General features: G+C 70.6%; 14 protein-coding genes. 3 read left to right on the forward strand and 11 right to left on the reverse strand.

Features of this window, described 5'->3' with window-relative positions:
- Nucleotides 1–49 precede the first annotated feature (49 nt).
- The 8 genes from MMF94_RS00520 to MMF94_RS00555 form a co-directional block, all read right to left on the reverse strand.
- Nucleotides 50–985, reverse strand: a complete 936-nt coding sequence (locus MMF94_RS00520) for a hypothetical protein (RefSeq protein ID WP_241034181.1) — start codon at nucleotides 983–985, stop codon at nucleotides 50–52.
- Nucleotides 978–1,595: an RNA polymerase sigma factor gene (locus tag MMF94_RS00525; protein ID WP_241034182.1), complete on the reverse strand. Its 618-nt coding sequence runs from the start codon at nucleotides 1,593–1,595 to the stop codon at nucleotides 978–980. The genes MMF94_RS00520 and MMF94_RS00525 overlap by 8 nt, the downstream gene beginning before the upstream one ends.
- A gap of 162 nt (nucleotides 1,596–1,757) precedes the next feature.
- Nucleotides 1,758–3,392: an MDR family MFS transporter gene (locus MMF94_RS00530; protein WP_338104138.1), complete on the reverse strand. Its 1,635-nt coding sequence runs from the start codon at nucleotides 3,390–3,392 to the stop codon at nucleotides 1,758–1,760.
- A 49-nt stretch (nucleotides 3,393–3,441) separates the two neighbouring features.
- Nucleotides 3,442–3,927, reverse strand: coding sequence for a MarR family winged helix-turn-helix transcriptional regulator (locus MMF94_RS00535; RefSeq protein ID WP_241034183.1), 486 nt, complete (start codon nucleotides 3,925–3,927; stop codon nucleotides 3,442–3,444).
- A gap of 83 nt (nucleotides 3,928–4,010) precedes the next feature.
- Nucleotides 4,011–5,189, reverse strand: a complete 1,179-nt coding sequence (gene mftD, locus MMF94_RS00540) for a pre-mycofactocin synthase MftD (protein WP_241034184.1) — start codon at nucleotides 5,187–5,189, stop codon at nucleotides 4,011–4,013.
- Nucleotide 5,190: 1 nt separating this feature from the next.
- On the reverse strand, nucleotides 5,191–6,006 hold the full coding sequence (locus MMF94_RS00545; protein ID WP_241034185.1) for a mycofactocin-coupled SDR family oxidoreductase: 816 nt from the start codon (nucleotides 6,004–6,006) through the stop codon (nucleotides 5,191–5,193).
- A gap of 133 nt (nucleotides 6,007–6,139) precedes the next feature.
- The gene (locus MMF94_RS00550; protein WP_241034186.1) at nucleotides 6,140–8,386 is read right to left on the reverse strand and encodes a sensor histidine kinase; all 2,247 of its coding nucleotides are present in this window, start codon (nucleotides 8,384–8,386) and stop codon (nucleotides 6,140–6,142) included.
- Nucleotides 8,374–9,729, reverse strand: coding sequence for a sensor histidine kinase (locus MMF94_RS00555; RefSeq protein ID WP_241034187.1), 1,356 nt, complete (start codon nucleotides 9,727–9,729; stop codon nucleotides 8,374–8,376). The genes MMF94_RS00550 and MMF94_RS00555 overlap by 13 nt, the downstream gene beginning before the upstream one ends.
- Before the next feature lie 196 nt (nucleotides 9,730–9,925).
- Between MMF94_RS00555 and MMF94_RS00560 the strand changes: the two genes are divergently transcribed.
- Both MMF94_RS00560 and MMF94_RS00565 read left to right on the forward strand, forming a co-directional pair.
- Nucleotides 9,926–10,132 (forward strand): hypothetical protein, encoded by a 207-nt coding sequence (locus MMF94_RS00560; RefSeq protein ID WP_241034188.1) that lies wholly within the window; start codon nucleotides 9,926–9,928, stop codon nucleotides 10,130–10,132.
- A gap of 41 nt (nucleotides 10,133–10,173) precedes the next feature.
- Nucleotides 10,174–11,472, forward strand: a complete 1,299-nt coding sequence (locus MMF94_RS00565; protein WP_241034189.1) for a hypothetical protein — start codon at nucleotides 10,174–10,176, stop codon at nucleotides 11,470–11,472.
- 3 nt (nucleotides 11,473–11,475) lie between these two features.
- Here the strand turns inward: MMF94_RS00565 and MMF94_RS00570 are convergent, their stop codons facing one another.
- From MMF94_RS00570 to MMF94_RS00580, 3 genes are all read right to left on the reverse strand, one after another.
- Entirely contained in the window at nucleotides 11,476–12,114 is a 639-nt protein-coding gene (locus MMF94_RS00570; RefSeq protein ID WP_241034190.1) for an HD domain-containing protein, read from the reverse strand.
- 34 nt (nucleotides 12,115–12,148) lie between these two features.
- Nucleotides 12,149–13,627, reverse strand: coding sequence for a catalase (locus MMF94_RS00575; protein WP_241034191.1), 1,479 nt, complete (start codon nucleotides 13,625–13,627; stop codon nucleotides 12,149–12,151).
- A 296-nt stretch (nucleotides 13,628–13,923) separates the two neighbouring features.
- The gene (locus MMF94_RS00580) at nucleotides 13,924–14,571 is read right to left on the reverse strand and encodes a response regulator transcription factor (RefSeq protein ID WP_379660258.1); all 648 of its coding nucleotides are present in this window, start codon (nucleotides 14,569–14,571) and stop codon (nucleotides 13,924–13,926) included.
- Nucleotides 14,572–15,236: 665 nt separating this feature from the next.
- On the opposite strand from MMF94_RS00580, the gene MMF94_RS00585 reads away from it, so the two are divergent.
- A complete protein-coding gene (locus MMF94_RS00585; protein WP_241034193.1) occupies nucleotides 15,237–17,981 on the forward strand; it encodes an AAA family ATPase in 2,745 nt (914 codons plus the stop codon).
- The last annotated feature ends 27 nt before the right edge of the window (nucleotides 17,982–18,008 follow it).

Raw genomic sequence — 18,008 nt, forward strand, 5'->3', positions numbered from 1 at the left:
GGTCGGCTGATCGTGCTCCGCGCCGACGGCCGAGCCGGTCAGCAGCACGTCACTGCTGTGATGACTTCGCCCCGTTCGGGGCGTCGCGCTCCGACGGGTCCGGCTTCTGCTCCTTGTCGATCTTGTCGCCCTTGTCGTCCGCCCTCCCGGGAGCCCCGGCGGAGTGGTCCGGCCGCGAGGGGTCGTGTGCCTGCCCGGGAGCGCTTCCGGAGTGGCCCGGTGCCGCACCGGAGCCGTCGGATGCGGTGGCGTCGGATGCGGTGCCCGTATGGCCTGGCGCCGATTCGGATCTGCCCGGAGCGTTGCCGGACTGCCCGGACGCTGAAGTGCCGTGCATGTCGGCGCAGTAGGCCGCAACCGCGTCGGGGTCTCCCGCGGCGGCGACCAGCGCGGTGAACGCTTGGCTCTCCGCGGCCTTGCCGGCGTCGTCGGCTGCGGCGGTGGTCCAGGCGTGGCAGAGGCCGGCCAGGGATGGCCCGGTTGCGGGATTGCTCTGTCCGCCCGCTTGTCCGGCTGCGCCCGCCGGCCGGTCGGAGCCGTCCGGCCGGGCCGGCTCGGCAGGCACGGACGGGCGTCCCTCGGTGCTGGTGTGCGCGCCGGTGACGGGTCGGTCTTCGGGAACTCCCGTCGACTGCGCGGCGAGCGCAATACCCCCTGTCGCGCCGGCCACCAAGGCGATCGCGGCGATGGCCTTGGCTGCCAGGATCTTGGACACGACTGTGCTGAGCATCGATGCTCTGCGAGGCGGGTGGCGGGGAAGCGACGCGGTTCTCGGTGCGTCGACGAAGGCCGCCAGTGCGGCGCTTTCGCCTGCAAGCTCACTCGACGTGCCGGGGCCCGCGGCGACGTCGAGCAGGTGACGGAGGTCGGCAGGCCCGTCGCCGCCGTCGAGCAGTCGTTCGGTGGCGGTGCGGGTCAGCCGGACCGGATCGGAGGTACGCACCTCGTCCCGTCCAGCGCCGTCGCCTCCTGAACCGTTACGCATGCTCGTCACCTGCTGACCACCGGTCGTTCTCCAACCGGCGCGCGAGCCGCCGGAGGCCGCGGTGCGCAGCGACCCTTACGGTGCCGGGGCGCTTGCCGAGCACCCGGGCCGCCGCCGGGGCGTCGAGCCCGACGACCGCGCGCAGCAGGACGGCCTCGGCCTCGGCCTGTGGCAGAGCCAGAATGTGCTCCATCGCCCAACGGGTGGACAGCGCCTCCATCCCCGCGTCGTACGGTTGTCGCGGTTCGGGCACGGCGGCGAGAACGGCGATATCGGCCGGCGACGCAGGACGCCTGGTTCGCGTGCGCGTCGCATCCATCGCCCGGTTGCGGCAGATCGTGCTCACCCAGCCGCGGAACCCGTCGAGATCACCGACGAAGCCTCGCAGGTCGCGCGTGACCTGCAGCCATGTCTCGGCCGTCACGTCCTCGGCCTCGCCGCCCACCAGCACGGTGGCGTAGCGCAGCAGCCGAGGCTGGAGATCCCGGTACAGAACCACGAACCCCGCCTCGTCGCCGCGACGGGCCGCACACAGTGCCTCGTCCAGGTCGGGATCGGCAGGGTCCGGTTGGGGCCCGGGCGGGGCCATTTCGCCCGCGGCAGCGCGCACGCGTCCTCCACGTCGGTCGGGGACGGAAGGTGCGGAGCAATGGGGGAGCGCAACCGCTGACCGTCCGCCCCCTCAGCGCCGTGGACGCCGAGACCGTTACGCGGCCGGTCCGCCGATTTCGATCGAGGCTCGTGGGCCTGCCGGCGCAGCCAAGCGCCCGGCCTACGCGGCCCCGGCCTCGCGGACGGCCTCGCGCTGCATCTCGATGCCGGTCTTCGTCCGCAGCGGGACCTCCTTGATGGCGAGTACCGCAATCAGGGTGAACACCGACAGGACGGCTGCGACCAGGAAGATCTGCGAGGTGGCATCGCCGTAGGCGGCCCTGACGATGTCGGCGAGGGCGTCGGGCAGTTCGTTGAGGCTCCCGATCCCGACGCTGCCGGCGTCGCCACCGGCTGGGACCGGTACGCCGGCCGTGGTGATGCCGAGCACGGTCAGGTCGGTCACTCGCGCGGCGAGCACGGCTCCCAGCACGGACACACCCACCGTCCCGCCCAGCGACCGGAAGAAGGAGACCGTCGAGGTGGCCGCACCGAGATCGGTGCCGGCCACGGTGTTCTGCACGGCGAGCACGAGGTTCTGCATCGTCATGCCCATTCCGGTACCGAGCAGGAAGAGGTAGCCGCTGAGCAGGACCATGTTCGTCGCGTGGTCGGTGGTGGCGAGCAGTCCGAATCCCGCGACCATGAGGATCGAGCCGCCGACGAGGAAGCCCTTCCACCGTCCGAGCCGGGTGATGAGCTGGCCGGACAGCGTGGACGAGAGCGTGGAGCCGATGATCATCGGGAGTGTGAGCAGCCCGGCGGCGGTCGGGGAGTAGCCGCGGGCGATCTGGAAGTACTGGCCGAGGAAGACGGCACTGCCGAAGAGCGCCACCCCGACGGCGATGCTGCCGACGGTCGCCAGCGTCGTGGTGCGGTCGCGGAACAGCCGCAACGGGATGATCGGCTCCTTCACCTTCATCTCGACGAACACGGCTGCGGCCAGCAGGGCGACGCCGATCCCGGCGAGCAGCAGCGACGTTCTCGACCCCCACGCGAACTCGGTGCCCGCGAGCGTCACCCAGATCAGCAGGTCACAGACACCGCCGGCGATGAGGGCCGCGCCGAGGTAGTCGATGTGGACGGGGCGCTTGATCACCGGGATGTTGAGGGTGCGCTGGACCACGATGAGCGAGACCAGCGCGAGCGGGGCCCCGACGAAGAAGCACCAGCGCCAGCCCAGCCAGCTCGTGTCGACGATGACGCCGCCGATCAGCGGTCCGGCCACCGTGGCGACGGACATCACGCCTGCGATCGGCCCGGTGTAGCGGCCGCGCTCTCGGGGGCTGATCATCGCCGCGATGGCGATGACCACCAGCGCCTGCAGTCCCCCGAGCCCCAGGCCCTGTACGGTCCGCCACGCGATCAGGGTGTCGACCGACTGCGACAGACCGGCGAGCACCGAGCCGACCGTGAAGATCAGGATGGCGAGCTGGACCAGCAGCTTCTTGCTGAACAGGTCGGCGAGCTTGCCCCAGATCGGGGTGCTGGCGGTGGACGACAGCAGGGTCGCGGTGATGACCCAGGTGTACTGGTGCTGCGTCCCGTGCAGATCGGTGATGATCGTCGGCAGCGCGTTCGACACGATCGTCGAGGACAGGAACGCGGTGAACATCGCCAGCAGCATCCCGGAGAGTGCTTCCAGGGTCTGCCGGTGCGTCATCCGGCCGCTGTCCTCGGCGGATGACGGCTCCGCTGGATCGCGGGGTGGGGCAGTGGGCTGGGTGTCGGACACCCCGTCGGTAGACGTGGCCAAGGTCGTTCTCCTCGTACTTCGAGTGTTCGGCGAGCGGCCGCCGGTCGCGTCAGCGCGCGGCGGGCGTCGTCGGGTGGGGGAGTGCCGGGCGGGACGGGGCCGGCGCCGACTGCCGAAGGTCGTCGGCGAGCCGATGGAGCGACGCCACCAGATGGTGGGCGTCCTCGTCGTCCCAGTCCTCGAGCGCCTGCGCGACCCATCCGATCCACTCGCCCCTGTACCGGGCGATGGCGTCGCGTCCTGCGTCCGTGATGCCCAGAAGCTGCGCCCGGCCGTCGACCGGGTCGGGTCGGCGGGCCACGAAGCCCGAGCGCGCAAGCGTCGCGACCTGCCGGCTCACCACCGACGGGTCGACGCAGAGGCGTTCGGCCAGCTCGCCCATGCGCTGCTCCCCGTGCCGGTCGAGCGCGACGAGCGTGGTGACGGACGCGCCGGGCAGATCACCGAACAGCGCTGCTTGTCTGGCGCCCCGTCCTGTACGGACGATCGTCCGCAGCGCCTCGATGAGATCCGCGGCGGTCGTCGACGCGATCACTGTCCCCCTCCATGGTTGATACATGCAAACTAACTCAAGTTAGTTGTATGTAGCAACCTTCAGAAGTGTGGTTCTGGCGAGCCCTACTTCTGCGCGGCCCGGGTGAAGCCCTCGGGGACCACGAGGTCGTCGGGGCTGAGCTCGTGGATCGAGGTTCTGCCCAGGCCGAGGAGGGTTTCGTCGATTCCGCTGCGGAGGATGGCGAGGACGTTGCTGACGCCCTTCTCGCCGCCCGCGGCCATGCCCCAGAGGTAGGCGCGTCCGATCATGACGGCGCGGGCGCCGAGTGCGAGGGCTTTGACCACGTCGCTGCCGCGGCGGATGCCGCCGTCGAGAAGGATCTCGATCTGGTTGCCGACGGCGTCGGCGACGGCGGGCAACAGCCGGATCGTGGCCGGGGTGGAGTCGAGGTTGTTGCCGCCGTGGTTGGACACCGAGATCGCGGTGGCGCCGATGTCGACCGCGCGGCGGGCGTCGTCGGGATGGGTGATGCCTTTGAGCATGAACGGCCCGCCCCACTGCTCGCGCAGCCAGGCGAGGTCCTGCCAGGTCGGCAGGGGGGTGGACATCCATTGCCCGTAGGCGCCGAAGAACGTGGGCACCTGCTCGCCCGGTGCGACGAGGTTGGGCACGCCGAGGTCGGGCAGCTTGCCGTGCTTGAGCCACTGCAGCAGGTAGGCGGGTTTGAGCGCCACCTGGGGGGCGTAGCGGGCCATCGCCCTGAGGTCGAGCTTGTCGGGGATGAAGGGGCTGCCCCAATCGCGGCGTGAGTCGAACACCCAGTCGAGGGTGACGATCAAGCCCTTCGCACCTGCGGTGCGGGCGCGTTCGGCGCGGGCGAGGATGGCGTCGCGGTCGCCCACCCAGTAGGTCTGGAAGAAGAGCTTGTCGTTCGCGGCCGCGACGTCCTCCACCGGCTTGGACGCGAACGAGGACAGGCCCATCGCGGTGCCCGCACCCGCAGCCGCGCGGGCCACGGCGACCTCTCCGTCGGGGTCGACGGCCTGCACCCCGGTGGGGGAGATCAGCACGGGGAAGCTGACCTCTTGGCCCATCACGGTGGTGGCGAGCTCGCGGGCCGCGGGCAGGTCGGCGACGTGCGGACGGAAGCCCAGCTCGGTGAAGGCGGCGACGTTGTCGTCCATCGTGACGCCGGCCTCGGCGCCAGCCACGAGCGCGAGGTAGACGCCCTTGGGCAGTCGCCGCTTCGCGCGCCGCTGCGCTTCCGCGACCGTCTCGAACCAGTCCCTGGTGCTGGCCATCTCAGAACTCCGTCACGCCGGCGTCGGGTGCGATCTCGTGCGCCGTGACGTACTTCGACTCGTCGGAGGCGAGGAACAGCACGGTGTCGGCGACGTCCTCGGGCTCCGTGCCCTCGACGGGCAGGAGGTTCGTGAACATCCCGCCCAGGCGGGGGTCGCCCGCTATCACCCTGCCGAGCACGGCCTGCATGTCTCCGGAGCCCATCGGGGTGTTCACGCCGGTCGGGTGCACGCTGTTGACCCGGATGTGGTGCTGGGCCAGTTCGGCGGCGAACGCCTTGGCCATGCCGCGCACGGCGAACTTGCTGGTGGTGTACGGGACCATGAACGGCTGCACCTTCAGGCCTGCGGCCGAGCTGATCAGGATGATGGAACCCCCGCCCGCGGTGACGAGGTGCGGGGCGCCCGCCATGACGGTGTTCCACACGCCGGTGACGTTCGTGCTGATCGTGTCGTCGAAGATCGTCGAGGTGACCTCGTTCCACGGCGCCGGAATGCAGATCCCGGCGTTGGCCACCACGATGTCGAGCCTTCCCAGCTCGGCGACCGCGTCGTCCACGGCCGTGCGCAGGGCGCCCAGGTCGCGGACGTCCAGCCGGCCGGTGATCACCCGGCGGTCGTGCTTCTCGACCAGGCGGGCGGTCTCCTCGAGGTCCGCGGGCGTCGCCGAGTCGTAGGCGACGCCGGGCAGCGGCGCGCACACGTCGATCGCGATGATGTCGGCGCCCTCGTGAGCCAGCCGGACGGCGTGCGCCCTGCCCTGCCCTCGCGCGGCGCCCGTGATCAGCGCGACCTTGCCTGCGACGCGTCCTTGCATCGTTTCTCGCTCCCTCGGGTCGGTGGCCGGCGACTGCACAAGCGTGGCACCGCAGCGCTACCGCGCCGTTTTGGCATCGAGTGCCACTATAGGGATGACTGTCCGATATGCACCCACCGACACGGGAATGTGATCAGTGATGGGAATGCCGTCGCATCTCCGATTCGGGCATGCGTGACCGGTCGGCAGGCAGTGGCACGCAGCCCTGCACCGCCGTGCCGGCACCCGGCCGCGAACGCACCTCGACCCGGCCGCCGACCGCGCGCATCCGGGCCTGCACGTTGCCCAGCCCGCGGCCCGGACCGGACCCCGCATCCTGGTCGTATCCCGGGCCCTCGTCGCGCACGGTGAAGCACAGCCGACCGTCGATCGCCGACAGGCGCACCACGACGTCCGCGCCCGGCGCGTGCTTGCAGGCGTTGTTGACCGACTCCAGGCAGCTGAAGTACACGGCGGCCTCGACGGGGGCGGGGAACCGGCGGCCGGCGTCGAGGCCTGCGACGTCCAGCACGACCGGCGGCATGCTCAGGAGCTCGCGCTCCAGCGCCGCCACCAGACCGCGTTCGGCCAGGACCGGAGACGACACGCCGGTTGCCGTGGCGGCGAGCACCGCCTCCGTGCTCCCGATCTGCTCGGCGATCTGGTCGAGCCGGTTGCGGGCCTGCTCGAACTGCGCCGTCTCGACCTGGTGCTCGGCGAGGCCCAGAGTCAGACGCAGGGACACGAGACGATGTTGCGCCCCGTCGTGCAGGTCACGCTCGATCCGGCGTCGTTCGCTGTCCATCTCCGCGATCGTCCGGCGCCGCGACACCGCGATGTCCTCGGCGCGCGCGAGCACCGCTCGGAGCTGGCGGTCGAGCTCGACTCCGGCCCGGTTCGCCTGCATCACCACGCCGAGGCTGTCGGCGATGTCCGTCAGCAGGCGCCGGCGTTGCGCGTACAGGCCGACGACCGCGCCGCGGTCCACGGCGATCGACCCGATGCGCTCCTCGCCGTGATGGACGGGCACCTCGATGAGGTCGTCGATGCCGGGGTCGGTGCCGTCCTCGGCCCACGAGTAGATGCGGTCGCGCAGCCCGGGCCGGATCACGGTCAGCCGGCACATGGTCGCCCCCAGGCCACGTGCGACGGCCTCCGCGACCCGTGCCAGATCCGGTCCGTCCCGTGGGGTGGAGCGCGACAGCTCCGTGATCCCGGCGAGCACGTTGTAAGGGGTCGGCCGGGTTCCGTACAGCAGCCGGTCGACCAACCTCTCGGCCCGGACGTGCACGGGGAGGAACGACAGCGCTTCCAAGGCCGTTGCGAGCACCGCGACCACGACGACACCGCCGATGATGCCGGCGCTGACCATGACCCCGGCGATCACGCCGGCGATCGCCTCGACGACCGCGAACTCGCCGCCGACCAGCGCCACGACCAGCGTCGCGGCCAGCCACAGGCTGAGCACGCGCTCCGCGGTCCACAGCCCGGTCCGTCGGGTGACCACCAGTACCGCTGCAGCGACCGCGGACGACGCGAACCGCGCGAACCAGAACAGCAGCGCTGTCGGCTGCTCGATCCCGCCTGCCGCCTGCGCCGTCTGATCCTGGACGAGGGGACCGGTCCACCCGAGCTCCCACCACATCTGAGTGATCAACCCCAGCACGGCGGCCACCGGGAGCACGGCTGCCACCACGGTGAACAACAGCCGGGCCTGGGTGCGCTGCTCCGAGGTCAGACCGGCGCCGACGCGGTGTCGCGGTGTCACGGCCAGCGCGATCAGCGGGACGAGGAATCCGAAGAAGACCACGCAGCCGAGCGTGCGCGGCAGCAGAACGGTTCCGACGCCGACGAGCAGGAGCACGCCAAGACCCGTGGCGATCAGGCTCCTGCGCAGTCCGGAACCGGCCAGCGGGAGCTGTCCCGAGGGGAAGAGCAGCAAGGCCAGGACGTAGGACGCGCACGCGATGGCAGGCAGGACCACCAGGTACAGGATCTCGACGGGCAGCCCCGTCGTCGCCTGCAGCACGACCGTTCCCGCGTACGCCTGCAGGTTGAACGCGCCGGCCGCCGCGATCATGGCGACGGCCAGCAGCCGGATGGGCCGGTCCTGACGACGGGAGGCCAGCAGAACTGTGGCGACGACGAGGTTGAGCACGCTGAACGAGTAGTCCAGCACAGCCTGATCGAGTGGCTCACTGAACGGCTTCGCGTCGAGCACGGCCCGGGCCCAGCCATCACCGCGCGCCGCGGCGTCGGCGAGGGCCGGTGCGCCGTCCGTGAGCAGCACGAGGGCACCGCCCACCAGAAGGCTGATCGAGAGGACGACGCACGCCACGAACACCACCGCGTACCCCACGGTGGCAGGCCGGGACGGGCCGAGCTCTCTCACCGCATCCACGCCTCCACGGAAGCCTGCCCGACCTGAGGCTCGAGCCGGTCCGGCAACCAGGCATCGAGGACGACCACGCGCGCCGTCCCGTGCGCGGTGCTCCCATCGGCTCCGGCAGCGTGATCGATCAGTTCGAGCTCCCCTCCCAGCGCCGCGAGTCGCTCGGCGTCGCCTGCGAGCGCATCACGCACCTCCTGGGCAGTGACGACGGGCGCGGTGTCCTCGACATGCACGCTCAACCGGCCGTCGGCATGTTCGAGGTGCACCAGCAGCTCGCGCTCGGCGGGCCGGCCCGCGAGCTGCTGGATCGCCGAGGCGGTCAGGTAGTAGATCCCGGACTCGACCTCCCAGCTCAGCCGCCTGCCGAGGTCGCCGGTCAGCCGCACCGCCCGTGGCAGATCCGCGGCCAGCTCCTCGAGAGCCGCCATCGGCCCCTGGTCCCGCAGAACCGCCGGGTAGACGCCACGGGCGATCACCCGGAACCGGTCGATCAGATCCTCGAGCCCGACGCGGGCCCGCTTCAGCGCATCCATCGCCGTTCCCGCCCGTTCCCGCCCCGGGGTGAGGACGGACCGCGCCCCGACCACCTCGTCCCGCAGTGCCGCGAGCCGATCGACGGTTGCGTACCCGAGCTCCACGACCAACCGGCGTCGTTCGATCTCGCGGGCATGGGCGAGACGTTGCTGGGACGCCTCGAGCTCGGAGGCCAGGTCGTCGGCCCGCCGGATCCGTTCCGCCAGCTCGGCGTTGAGCGCGACACTGCGCAGCAGCAGACCTGCCCCGTTCGCCACGTCGTGCATCAGCCGCTTGTCCTCCGGGGTGATCGCGGCGTCCGGTTTCCCGATGGCCAGCACCGCGCGCAGCACCGGCCCGTCGAGCACCGGGACGACGTAGTCGGTGTCAGGTCGGCTGAGCAGGACAGCGAGGCTCTCGACGGTCGGCGGTGCGGTGTCGTGGGGTGGCTGGGCGGCCGCGCTGACGAGGCGGTCGTCGACGGCGAGCCATACGACGGTCCGGCTCGCTCCGGTGCCGCTCGCCACCACCTCCGTGAGTCCGGGGAGGGCCTGCTCGAGGGAGCCCGCGCGGATACGTGCCGCGGCCGCCGCCAGCGCGGAGTACGGCGTCACCTCGCGGTGGTGGGTCAACCGACCGACCAGACGGTCGACCCGCGGCCGCACCAGCCCGAGACCCACCACGCACAGCGCGGCCGCCACGAAGGGCAGCAGCACGGCGAAGGACGCCGCGGATCCGAGCACCGTGCCGCCGCCCCGCACCACGACCGTCAGGACCACGGCCACACAAATGCTCACCAGCAGCGGCCGCGCCAGCTGCGCCACAATCGTCCGGTTCATCCCGCACCACCGGTCTCAGCCGGATCCGTCCGGCTGCTACACGCTAAACGCCCTGGTGGCCGTGGCCAAGGATGCTGCCGAAAGTAGGGTTTGCCCCCTCTGGCAGGGGGTTCTCCCGAAACGTTCGGGGGTGTACTCCATCGCGGCGCCGACGCCGAGCAGGCACCCTCATCACGGAATGAACACAGGAGACGCCATGGCGAAGAACCTGAGCTCCGCCGAGCTCGCCGCCGAGCACGTCGAGCTGCTGCCTGCCCGCACCCTCGTCACGACCTTGCTCACCCCGGCCCCGACGACCGGCACCGGCGTCGTCACCGCCCTCAGCGGCGGTGTCGACAGCGCTGCTCAGACGCCGTGCAATGACGTTCCGTGGTGGTCTCCGAAGCCGCCGGGCTGCAAGTGATGACGTCTCGGACGACGCTCGTACGTCCGAGGAGATCCCCGATGAGCCCCGCCGACAGCGCACTCGTCGCTCGCACATCGACGGTCCCTCGACCGGCCGATGGCACCGAGTTGATCGGGCAGTACTCCGGCTCGGGCTTCACCGAACCCCGTTACCTGGCCTGCCGCGGCGACGGGCAGGTCGTGCAGCTCTCCGAGCGGGTGTTCCGGCTGGCCAGGCTGGTGGATGGGCGCCGCGATCTCGACGAGCTGGCCGCGGCGCTCGGCGCCGAGATCGACCGGACGGTCACCGCGGCGCAGGTGGCGTTCCTGCTCGACAACAGGCTCCGCCCGGCCGGTCTCGTCGCCGCCGACGCCGGACCGTCGCTCCCTGCCTGCCCGGATCCGTTGCTGATGCTCACGCATCGGGCGCGGCTCGTGCCCGAACGCCTCGTGTGGGCGATCGCCGGGCTGCTCGGGCCCCTCTTCGCCTCCCCGGTCGTGGCCCTGATGCTCGCCGGGTTCGCCGCCGTCGACGTCCTCATCCTCGCCGGTGGTGGCTTCGGGCAGATCCTGCCCGCCGTCCGGGCCTTCAGCGACCAGCCTGCGCTGACCGTCCCGGTACTGGCGGTGATCCTCGCCGTGGCGGCCCTCCACGAGTGCGGCCACGCCGCCGCCTGCCGCTACGGCGGTGCCCGGCCCGGGGCGATGGGCATCGGGCTGTACCTGGTCTGGCCGGTGTTCTTCAGCACGGTCACCGACGCCTACCGCCTCTGCCGAGCGGCTCGGCTGCGCGTCGACCTGGGCGGGGTGTACCTCAACGCGGTCGCCATGACCGTGATCGGTCTGGCGTACCTGACCACCGGCTCACCATGGCTGCTGGTCGTGCTGGTGGCCCTGCACGTCGAGACGATGTGGCAGTTCCTGCCCTCGGTGCGACTCGACGGCTACTACATCCTCGCCGACCTCGTCGGCGTGCCGGATCTGTTCGCCCGCCTCGGCCCGATCCTCCGCAGCGCGCTGCCCGGACGCGGCAACCACCCACGGGTCGCCGAGCTGACACCGCTGACCCGCCGCATCGTCGCCTGCTGGGCGGCGCTGACCACGGCGTTCCTGGGCTGCTGGAGCGTCATGTTCGTCGTGCTGGCGCCGCAGGTCCTGCCCGTCGTGTGGGCAGCACTGGTCGGGCACCTCGGGGCGACTGCCACCGCGGTCCGGGCCGCGGATGTCGCCGCCGCCGCATTCGGCGCCACCCAGCTCGTGCTGCTCGTCCTGCCCTACGCCGGCCTCGCTTTGATCGCCGTCACCCTCGGACGCCGGCTCTGGAACGCCGGCTTCCCCAACGGATGGCGGCGCCCGTAACCCTCACTCGGGCCAATCGGAACCCATGATGATGTCGACGAAGTCCTCACGGACGAAGCCAGGCACGAAATGTGCGAGCACATCGTCGTTCATGGTGCCGAACGTGCTGGCGGGGCGGTCCTTCATGCCGTCGGTGAAGGCGCGCAGGATTTCGCGTTTGAAGTTCGGCCGAGGATGCGCCTTGACCACCTCGGCGATGTTCTCAGGACTGATCTCGTCGAGGTCCCAGCCCAGGACGTCGGTCTCCACCCCTGCGCTGACGAGCGAGGTCTCGGGTTCGAGATGGTTCGGGACGCCGGGCGTGGTGTGGAGGGCGATACCCAGCCAGACGGCGCGGGCATCGGCCGGGCTGTGCCCGTGGTCGAGTAGGAAATCCCTGGCCAGGTCGGCGCCGTCCACCTCGAAGCGCTGGTCGGTGCTCCGATAGCGCTCGGTCAGCCCGAGGTCGTGGAACATCGCACCGACGTAGAGCAACTCGGGGTCCACCTCGAGCTTGCGATGCCGGCCCTTCAGGCTGCCGAACAGGTACACGCGCCGGGAGTGGTCGAACAGCAGCGCTGAGCTCGCCTCGCGAACCATGTCGGTGGCCGCCCGGACCAGCGCCGTATCCGGGATGGTGACGTCCGCGATCGTTTCGTTCATCGAGTGGCCTTTCGTCGTCTCCTCAGACTCTGCATCAGTCGAGGGCCGCGATGGCCTCGGCGACGCCGGTGCCGTAGTCGGGGTCGGCTTTGGTGCAGTGGTCGATCCAGCGTTGTTTGATCTGGGTGGGGACGCCGATCATGGCGCGTGCGGTGTTTTCGTACAGTGCTTGCTGCTGCTGTGGGTTCATCGTGCGGAAGAGGTTGCCGGGCTGGGTGTAGTAGTCGTCGTCGTCTTGTCGGAAGTCCCAGTGGTCGGCCACCGAGCCGACGGGCTCCGGTGGGTTGCGGTAGCCCGGTTGTTCCTGCCAGGTCCCGTAGCTGTTGGGTTCGTAGCTCAGGGTGCTGCCGTAGTTCCCGTCGACCCGCATGGGGCCGTCGCGGTGGTAGCTGTGCACGGGCACTCGCGGAGCGTTGACCGGGATCTGGTGGTGGTTGACGCCGAGCCGGTAGCGCTGGGTGTCGCCGTAGGAGAAAAGCCGTCCCTGCAGCATCTTGTCGGGTGAGAAGCTGATTCCGGGGACGACGGCGGCAGGGTTGAACGCGGCCTGCTCGACGTCGGCGAAGTAGTTCTCCGAGTTGCGGTTGAGCTCCCATTCGCCGACCTCGATCAGCGGATAGTCGCCCTTCGGCCAGATCTTCGTGAGGTCGAAGGGATGGTAGGGCACGGTCGCCGCGTCGGCCTCGGGCATGATCTGGACGCACAGCTTCCAGCGTGGGAACTCGCCCCGCTCGATGGCCTCGTAGAGATCGCGCTGCGAGCTCTCGCGGTCTCCGCTGATGACGGCCGCCGCCTCGGCATCGGTGAGGTTCTTGATCCCCTGCTGCACACGGTGGTGGAACTTCACCCAGAAACGCTCGTTGTCGGCGTTGATGAAGCTGAAGGTGTGGGATCCGAAGCCATGCATGTAGCGGTACGAGGCCGGGATGCCCCGGTCGCTCATGATCATCGTCACGACGTGCAGCGACTCGGGCAGTGAGCTCCAGAAGTCCCATTGGTTCTTCGGGCTGCGCATGTTGGTGCGTGGGTCGCGTTTGATCGCGTGGTTGAGGTCGGGAAACTTGAGCGGGTCGCGGAAGAAGAACACCGGAACGTCGTTGCCGACGAGGTCCCAGTTCCCCTCTTCGGTGTAGAACTTCGCGGCGAATCCGCGAATGTCCCGGTCGGCGTCGGCGGCTCCGCGTTCACCGGCCACGATCGAGAACCGGACGAACATCTCGGTGGTCTTGCCCACCTCCGAGAAGATCTTCGCCTTGCTGTACCGGGTGATGTCGTTGGTGACGGTGAAGGTGCCGAATGCTCCGGAGCCCTTGGCGTGCATGCGTCGCTCGGGGATGACCTCGCGGTCGAAATGGGCGAGCTTCTCCAGGAACCAGATGTCCTGCAGGAGCATCGGGCCACGGGGGCCGGCTGTCTCGACGTTCTGGTTGTCGGGCACGGGCGCGCCTGCGGCGGTGGTCAGCCTGCGTTCGACCGGCCGGCCGTTGCCGGCAGTCACATCGTCTTCGGGCATGGGCCTCTCCGTGTGCTCTCGTGGCTGGGCGGGTCAGATCGGAATCACCGGTGGCGGCGGCGTCGTCGGACGGCGCGGGTCGAGCGGGATCGATCTGTGCAACGATCGTCAACCTCCTTCTCCGGAGCGTCGACACATACCTCGCGGTGGGAGACCAGTCTTCGGCCTGTCGGTGTCCCGGCGCCCCCGGGTGACTCCCGGGGTTCGCGCCGCCGACCACGGGAAAAGCCCGGGGTGGTGCACCCCGGGAGTGGTGGGCGGCGGGGTCTCGGGGCCGGCCGGTTCGAGCTGCGGCGTCAGCTCTGGAGGTACCTGAGCACGGCGAGCACTCGCCGGTGCTGTGCGGCGTCCGACCGACGCAGGCCGAGCTTGCTGAAGATGCTGGTCACATGCCGTTCGACCGCCGGCACCGAGACGACGAGCGTGGCCGCGATGCCGGCGTTGGAGCGTCCTTCGGCCATCAGGGCGAGCACGTCGCGCTCGCGCGGAGTCAGGTCGTCGAACGGGCTGCTGACGCGCTTGCGGATGACCAGTCGTTGGATGACGTCCGGGTCCAGGGCCGACTCGCCGGCAGCGACGCGGCACACCGCGTCGACCAGGATCTGGGGGCGGGCGACCTTCTCCTTGAGCAGGTATCCCACGCCCTCCGGCCGCTCGCCGACGAGCTCGCGGGCGTAGTGGGCCTCGAGGAACTGCGAGAGCACGACGACGCCGATGTCCGGCATCGTCGCGCGGATCTCCAATGCGGCGCGGAGCCCGTCATCCTCGAGGTCAGGGGGCATGCGGATGTCGGCGATCACGACGTCGGGGTGGTGCGTGCGGGCCGAGTGGAGCAGGTCCGGTGCGTCGACGGCCACGCCCACCACGTCGAGGCCTGCGCGTTCGAGCACGCGCACGATGCCCTCTCGGACCAGCGCCTGGTCCTCGCCGACGACGACGCGCAGATGCTCGGTCATCGGCCGGGCCTCGCGCGTCCGAGGGCCCGGTCGGCGGGGTGGACGGCCGGACCGTTCGGCCGGGCTGAAGCGTGGCCGTGGCACCGGCGGTACGCGCACGGGCGCCCTCCCTCCCCACGCACACCCGCCTCCCGGCTATCGCGGTTCCTCCCACTGAAATCGGAGCATATCGCCCCGTTACCTGCCGCTTCCGTTCTCGGAACGTTCAGTACGCGAATCCACACGACATCCCGCACCCGCCGTGGGTCGTCGACCACATTCCATCACTGTGGGGCACGCCCTACGGGTGAGGGTCGGCTTGCCTCACGGAACAGTTGAGCTAGCTCAATGGACAGGGGTGGCGGCCGCGGCTGAGGATAACGGGGTGAGAAACGAGTGACCGTCCCGGCGCCACCGTGTATCGGCCGCATCACTGCTCATGGCCGACATACCGTCGATTTCACGCATCAGCACGAGATCGGTGGCCCAGGCCGGACACTCCGCTCGTGCTGTTGCACCGTTCCCCGAGCGCGGCTGCCACATTCTCGGCGTCATGCTGGAAACGCCGACCGAATCCGCTGGCAGGCATCACCACCTGCTCGCTCGAACGAGGGCACGAGCGAGACGTGTGGGCGGTAGGTAAGGAGCTCGTCGGGGTGAGGCGGAGGCTCGAGATGGATGGCGCGAACGGCCGCAACCACCAGAACTCGCTGCGGGGCCGGCGCAACGAGTGCGTAGTGCTTGATCGATTACTGGAGGCCGTGCTGACAGGTGAGAGCCGAGCTCTGGTGGTGCGCGGCGAGCCGGGCGTGGGTAAGACCACGCTGCTGGAGTACGTCGTCGAGCGAGCGCCCGGCCGGGTGGCGCGTGCCGCAGGAATCCAGTCCGAGATGGAGCTGGCCTTCGCCGGCCTTCACCAGCTGTGCACCCCGATGCTCGACCGGCTCGACCGCCTTCCCCTGCCCCAGCGCGATGCGCTGCGTACGGCATTTGGCCTCAGTGCCGGGAATCCGCCGGACTGCTTCCTGGTCGGGCTGGCTGTGCTGGGCCTGCTGGCCGAGGTCGCTGATGGGCAGCCGTTGATCTGTGTGGTGGATGACGCCCAGTGGTTCGATCGTGCGTCGGCGCAGGCGTTGGCTTTCGCCGCGCGGCGGCTGGTGGCGGAGTCGGTGGGGTTGGTCTTCGCGGCGCGTGATGGCGAGGCAGCAGAGCTGGGGGACCTGGCGCAGCTGGTGGTCGCCGGGTTGCCCGATGCCGATGCGCGGGAGTTGCTGTGTGCGACGTTGCGTGGGCCGTTGGATGGGCGTGTGCGTGACCGGATCGTCGCCGAGACCAGGGGCAATCCGCTGGCGTTGCTGGAGTTGCCGCGCGGGTTGACCCCGGCGCAGCTGGCAGGCGGTGTCGTCGTGAGTGGCACCGGCACGCTCGCCGGGCAGATCGAGGAGAACTACCGGCGCCGGCTCGCCGCGCTCCCGGCCGACACCCAGCGGCTCGTGCTGGTCGCCGCGGCCGAACCGCTGGGCGATCCTGTGCTGCTGTGGCGTGCCGTCTCCCTGCTCGACATCAGCATCGCCGCCGCCGCTCCGGCGGCATCGGCCGGGTTGCTCAGGATCGGCCGGCGGGTGCTGTTTCATCACCCCCTCGTCCGCTCGGCCAGCTACCGGGTGGCGTCGCCGGAGGAGCGGCGGATCGCGCACCGTGCGCTGGCGGACGTCACCGATCCGGAGGCCGATTTCGATCGTCGTGCTTGGCATGCCGCGCAGGCCACCGCGGGGCCGGATGAGGAGGTCGCGGCCGACCTGGAGCACTCGGCGGGGCGCGCGCAGGCACGCGGTGGGCTCGCTGCTGCCGCCGCCTACCTGGAACGGGCCGCGGAGCTGACCGCCGACCCGGAGTGCCGGGTGCAGCGGGCGCTGGCCGCGGCACAGGCCACACACCTGGCCGGGGCGCCCGACGCGGCGCTCAAGCTGCTGTCGCTGGCCGAGGCGTGCTCGCTGACCAAGTTTCAACGCGCCCGGGTGGACCTGCAACGCGCCCAGATCGCCTTCACCCTCGACCGCGGCCGAGAAGCCCCATCCCTGCTGCTGCAGGCCGCCCGACAACTCGAACAACTCGACGTCGAACTGGCCGGTGAGACCTACCTCGACGCCCTGCTCGCGGCGATGTTCGCCGGCGCGCTCGCCGGCGGCGTCAGCGTGCAGGAGGCCGCCCACGCCGCCCGTGCCGCGTCCCCGACGAGGCGGGCCCCGCGCCCACCGGATCTGCTCCTCGAGGGCTTGGCGCTGCGGTTCAACGACGGCTACGCCTCCGCGGCGCCGACGCTGAAGCGGGCGCTCCGCGCGTTCCGGGGCGACGGCCTGTCCGCGCAGGAGGGCCTTCGCTGGCTCTGGCACGCCTGCGTCACCGCGGCCCACCTCTGGGACCACGACACCTGGGAGGCACTCGCCACCCGCTTCGTGCGCACCGCACGCGAAGCCGGCGCCCTGACGATGCTTCCGCTCGCCCTGGGCCAACGCATCGGCGTGCACGTCTTCCTCGGTGAACTGGCCGAGGCCGCCTCGTTGCAAGAGGAGCTGAACTCGGTCACGGACGCGACCGGACATCCCCCACCACCACTCGCCGCGTTGCTGATCGCGGCCTGGCACGGGCGCGAAGCCGAGGCCGGCGCGCTGATCGAGGCGACCACCATGGAGGTGCTGCAACGCGGGGAGGGCGACGGGCTCGTCAAAGCCCAATGGGCAGCGGCACTCCTCGGCAACAGCCTCTGCCGCTACGAGGACGCGCTGGCCTGCGCAGAGCAGGCCGGCAGCCAGCCGCCGGTGCTGGGGGTCGCCCCGTGGGCGGCGCTGGCCGAACTCGTGGAAGCGGCCGTGCGCTGCGGGATGGCCGAACGCGCTGCTGAGGCATTCGGTCGGCTCACCGATGTCACGCGCGCCAGCGGCACCGACTGGGCTCGGGGCGTCGAAGCCCGCTCCCGCGCCCTGCTCAGCTGCGGTCAGGACGCCGAGAGCGCCTACTGCGAGGCGATCAACCGGCTGGGCCGCACCCGCGTCCGCGGCGAGCTCGCCCGCGCCCACCTCCTCTACGGCGAATGGCTACGCCGGGAGGGCCGACGGCTCAGCGCACGCGAGCAGCTACGTGCCGCCCACGAGATGTTCGCCGCCATGGGCGCCGAGGCGTTCGCCCAGCGGGCGGCCGCCGAGCTGCGGGCCACCGGTGACTCCCCACGTAAACGGACGGTCGAGACCAGCACGGAGCTCACCCCCCAGGAAGCGCAGATCGCGGGGCTGGTGCGTGAGGGACTCTCCAACCCCGAGATCGGTGCCCGGCTGTTCATCAGCCCACGCACCGTCGAGTGGCACCTGGGGCGGATCTTCTCCAAGCTCGACATCACCTCACGCAGGCAGCTCCGCCGCTGACGGCGGGGCCGACGCATCGCACGTCGG

The organism is Pseudonocardia alaniniphila, from assembly GCF_022524485.1.
Taxonomy (GTDB): domain Bacteria; phylum Actinomycetota; class Actinomycetes; order Mycobacteriales; family Pseudonocardiaceae; genus Pseudonocardia; species Pseudonocardia alaniniphila.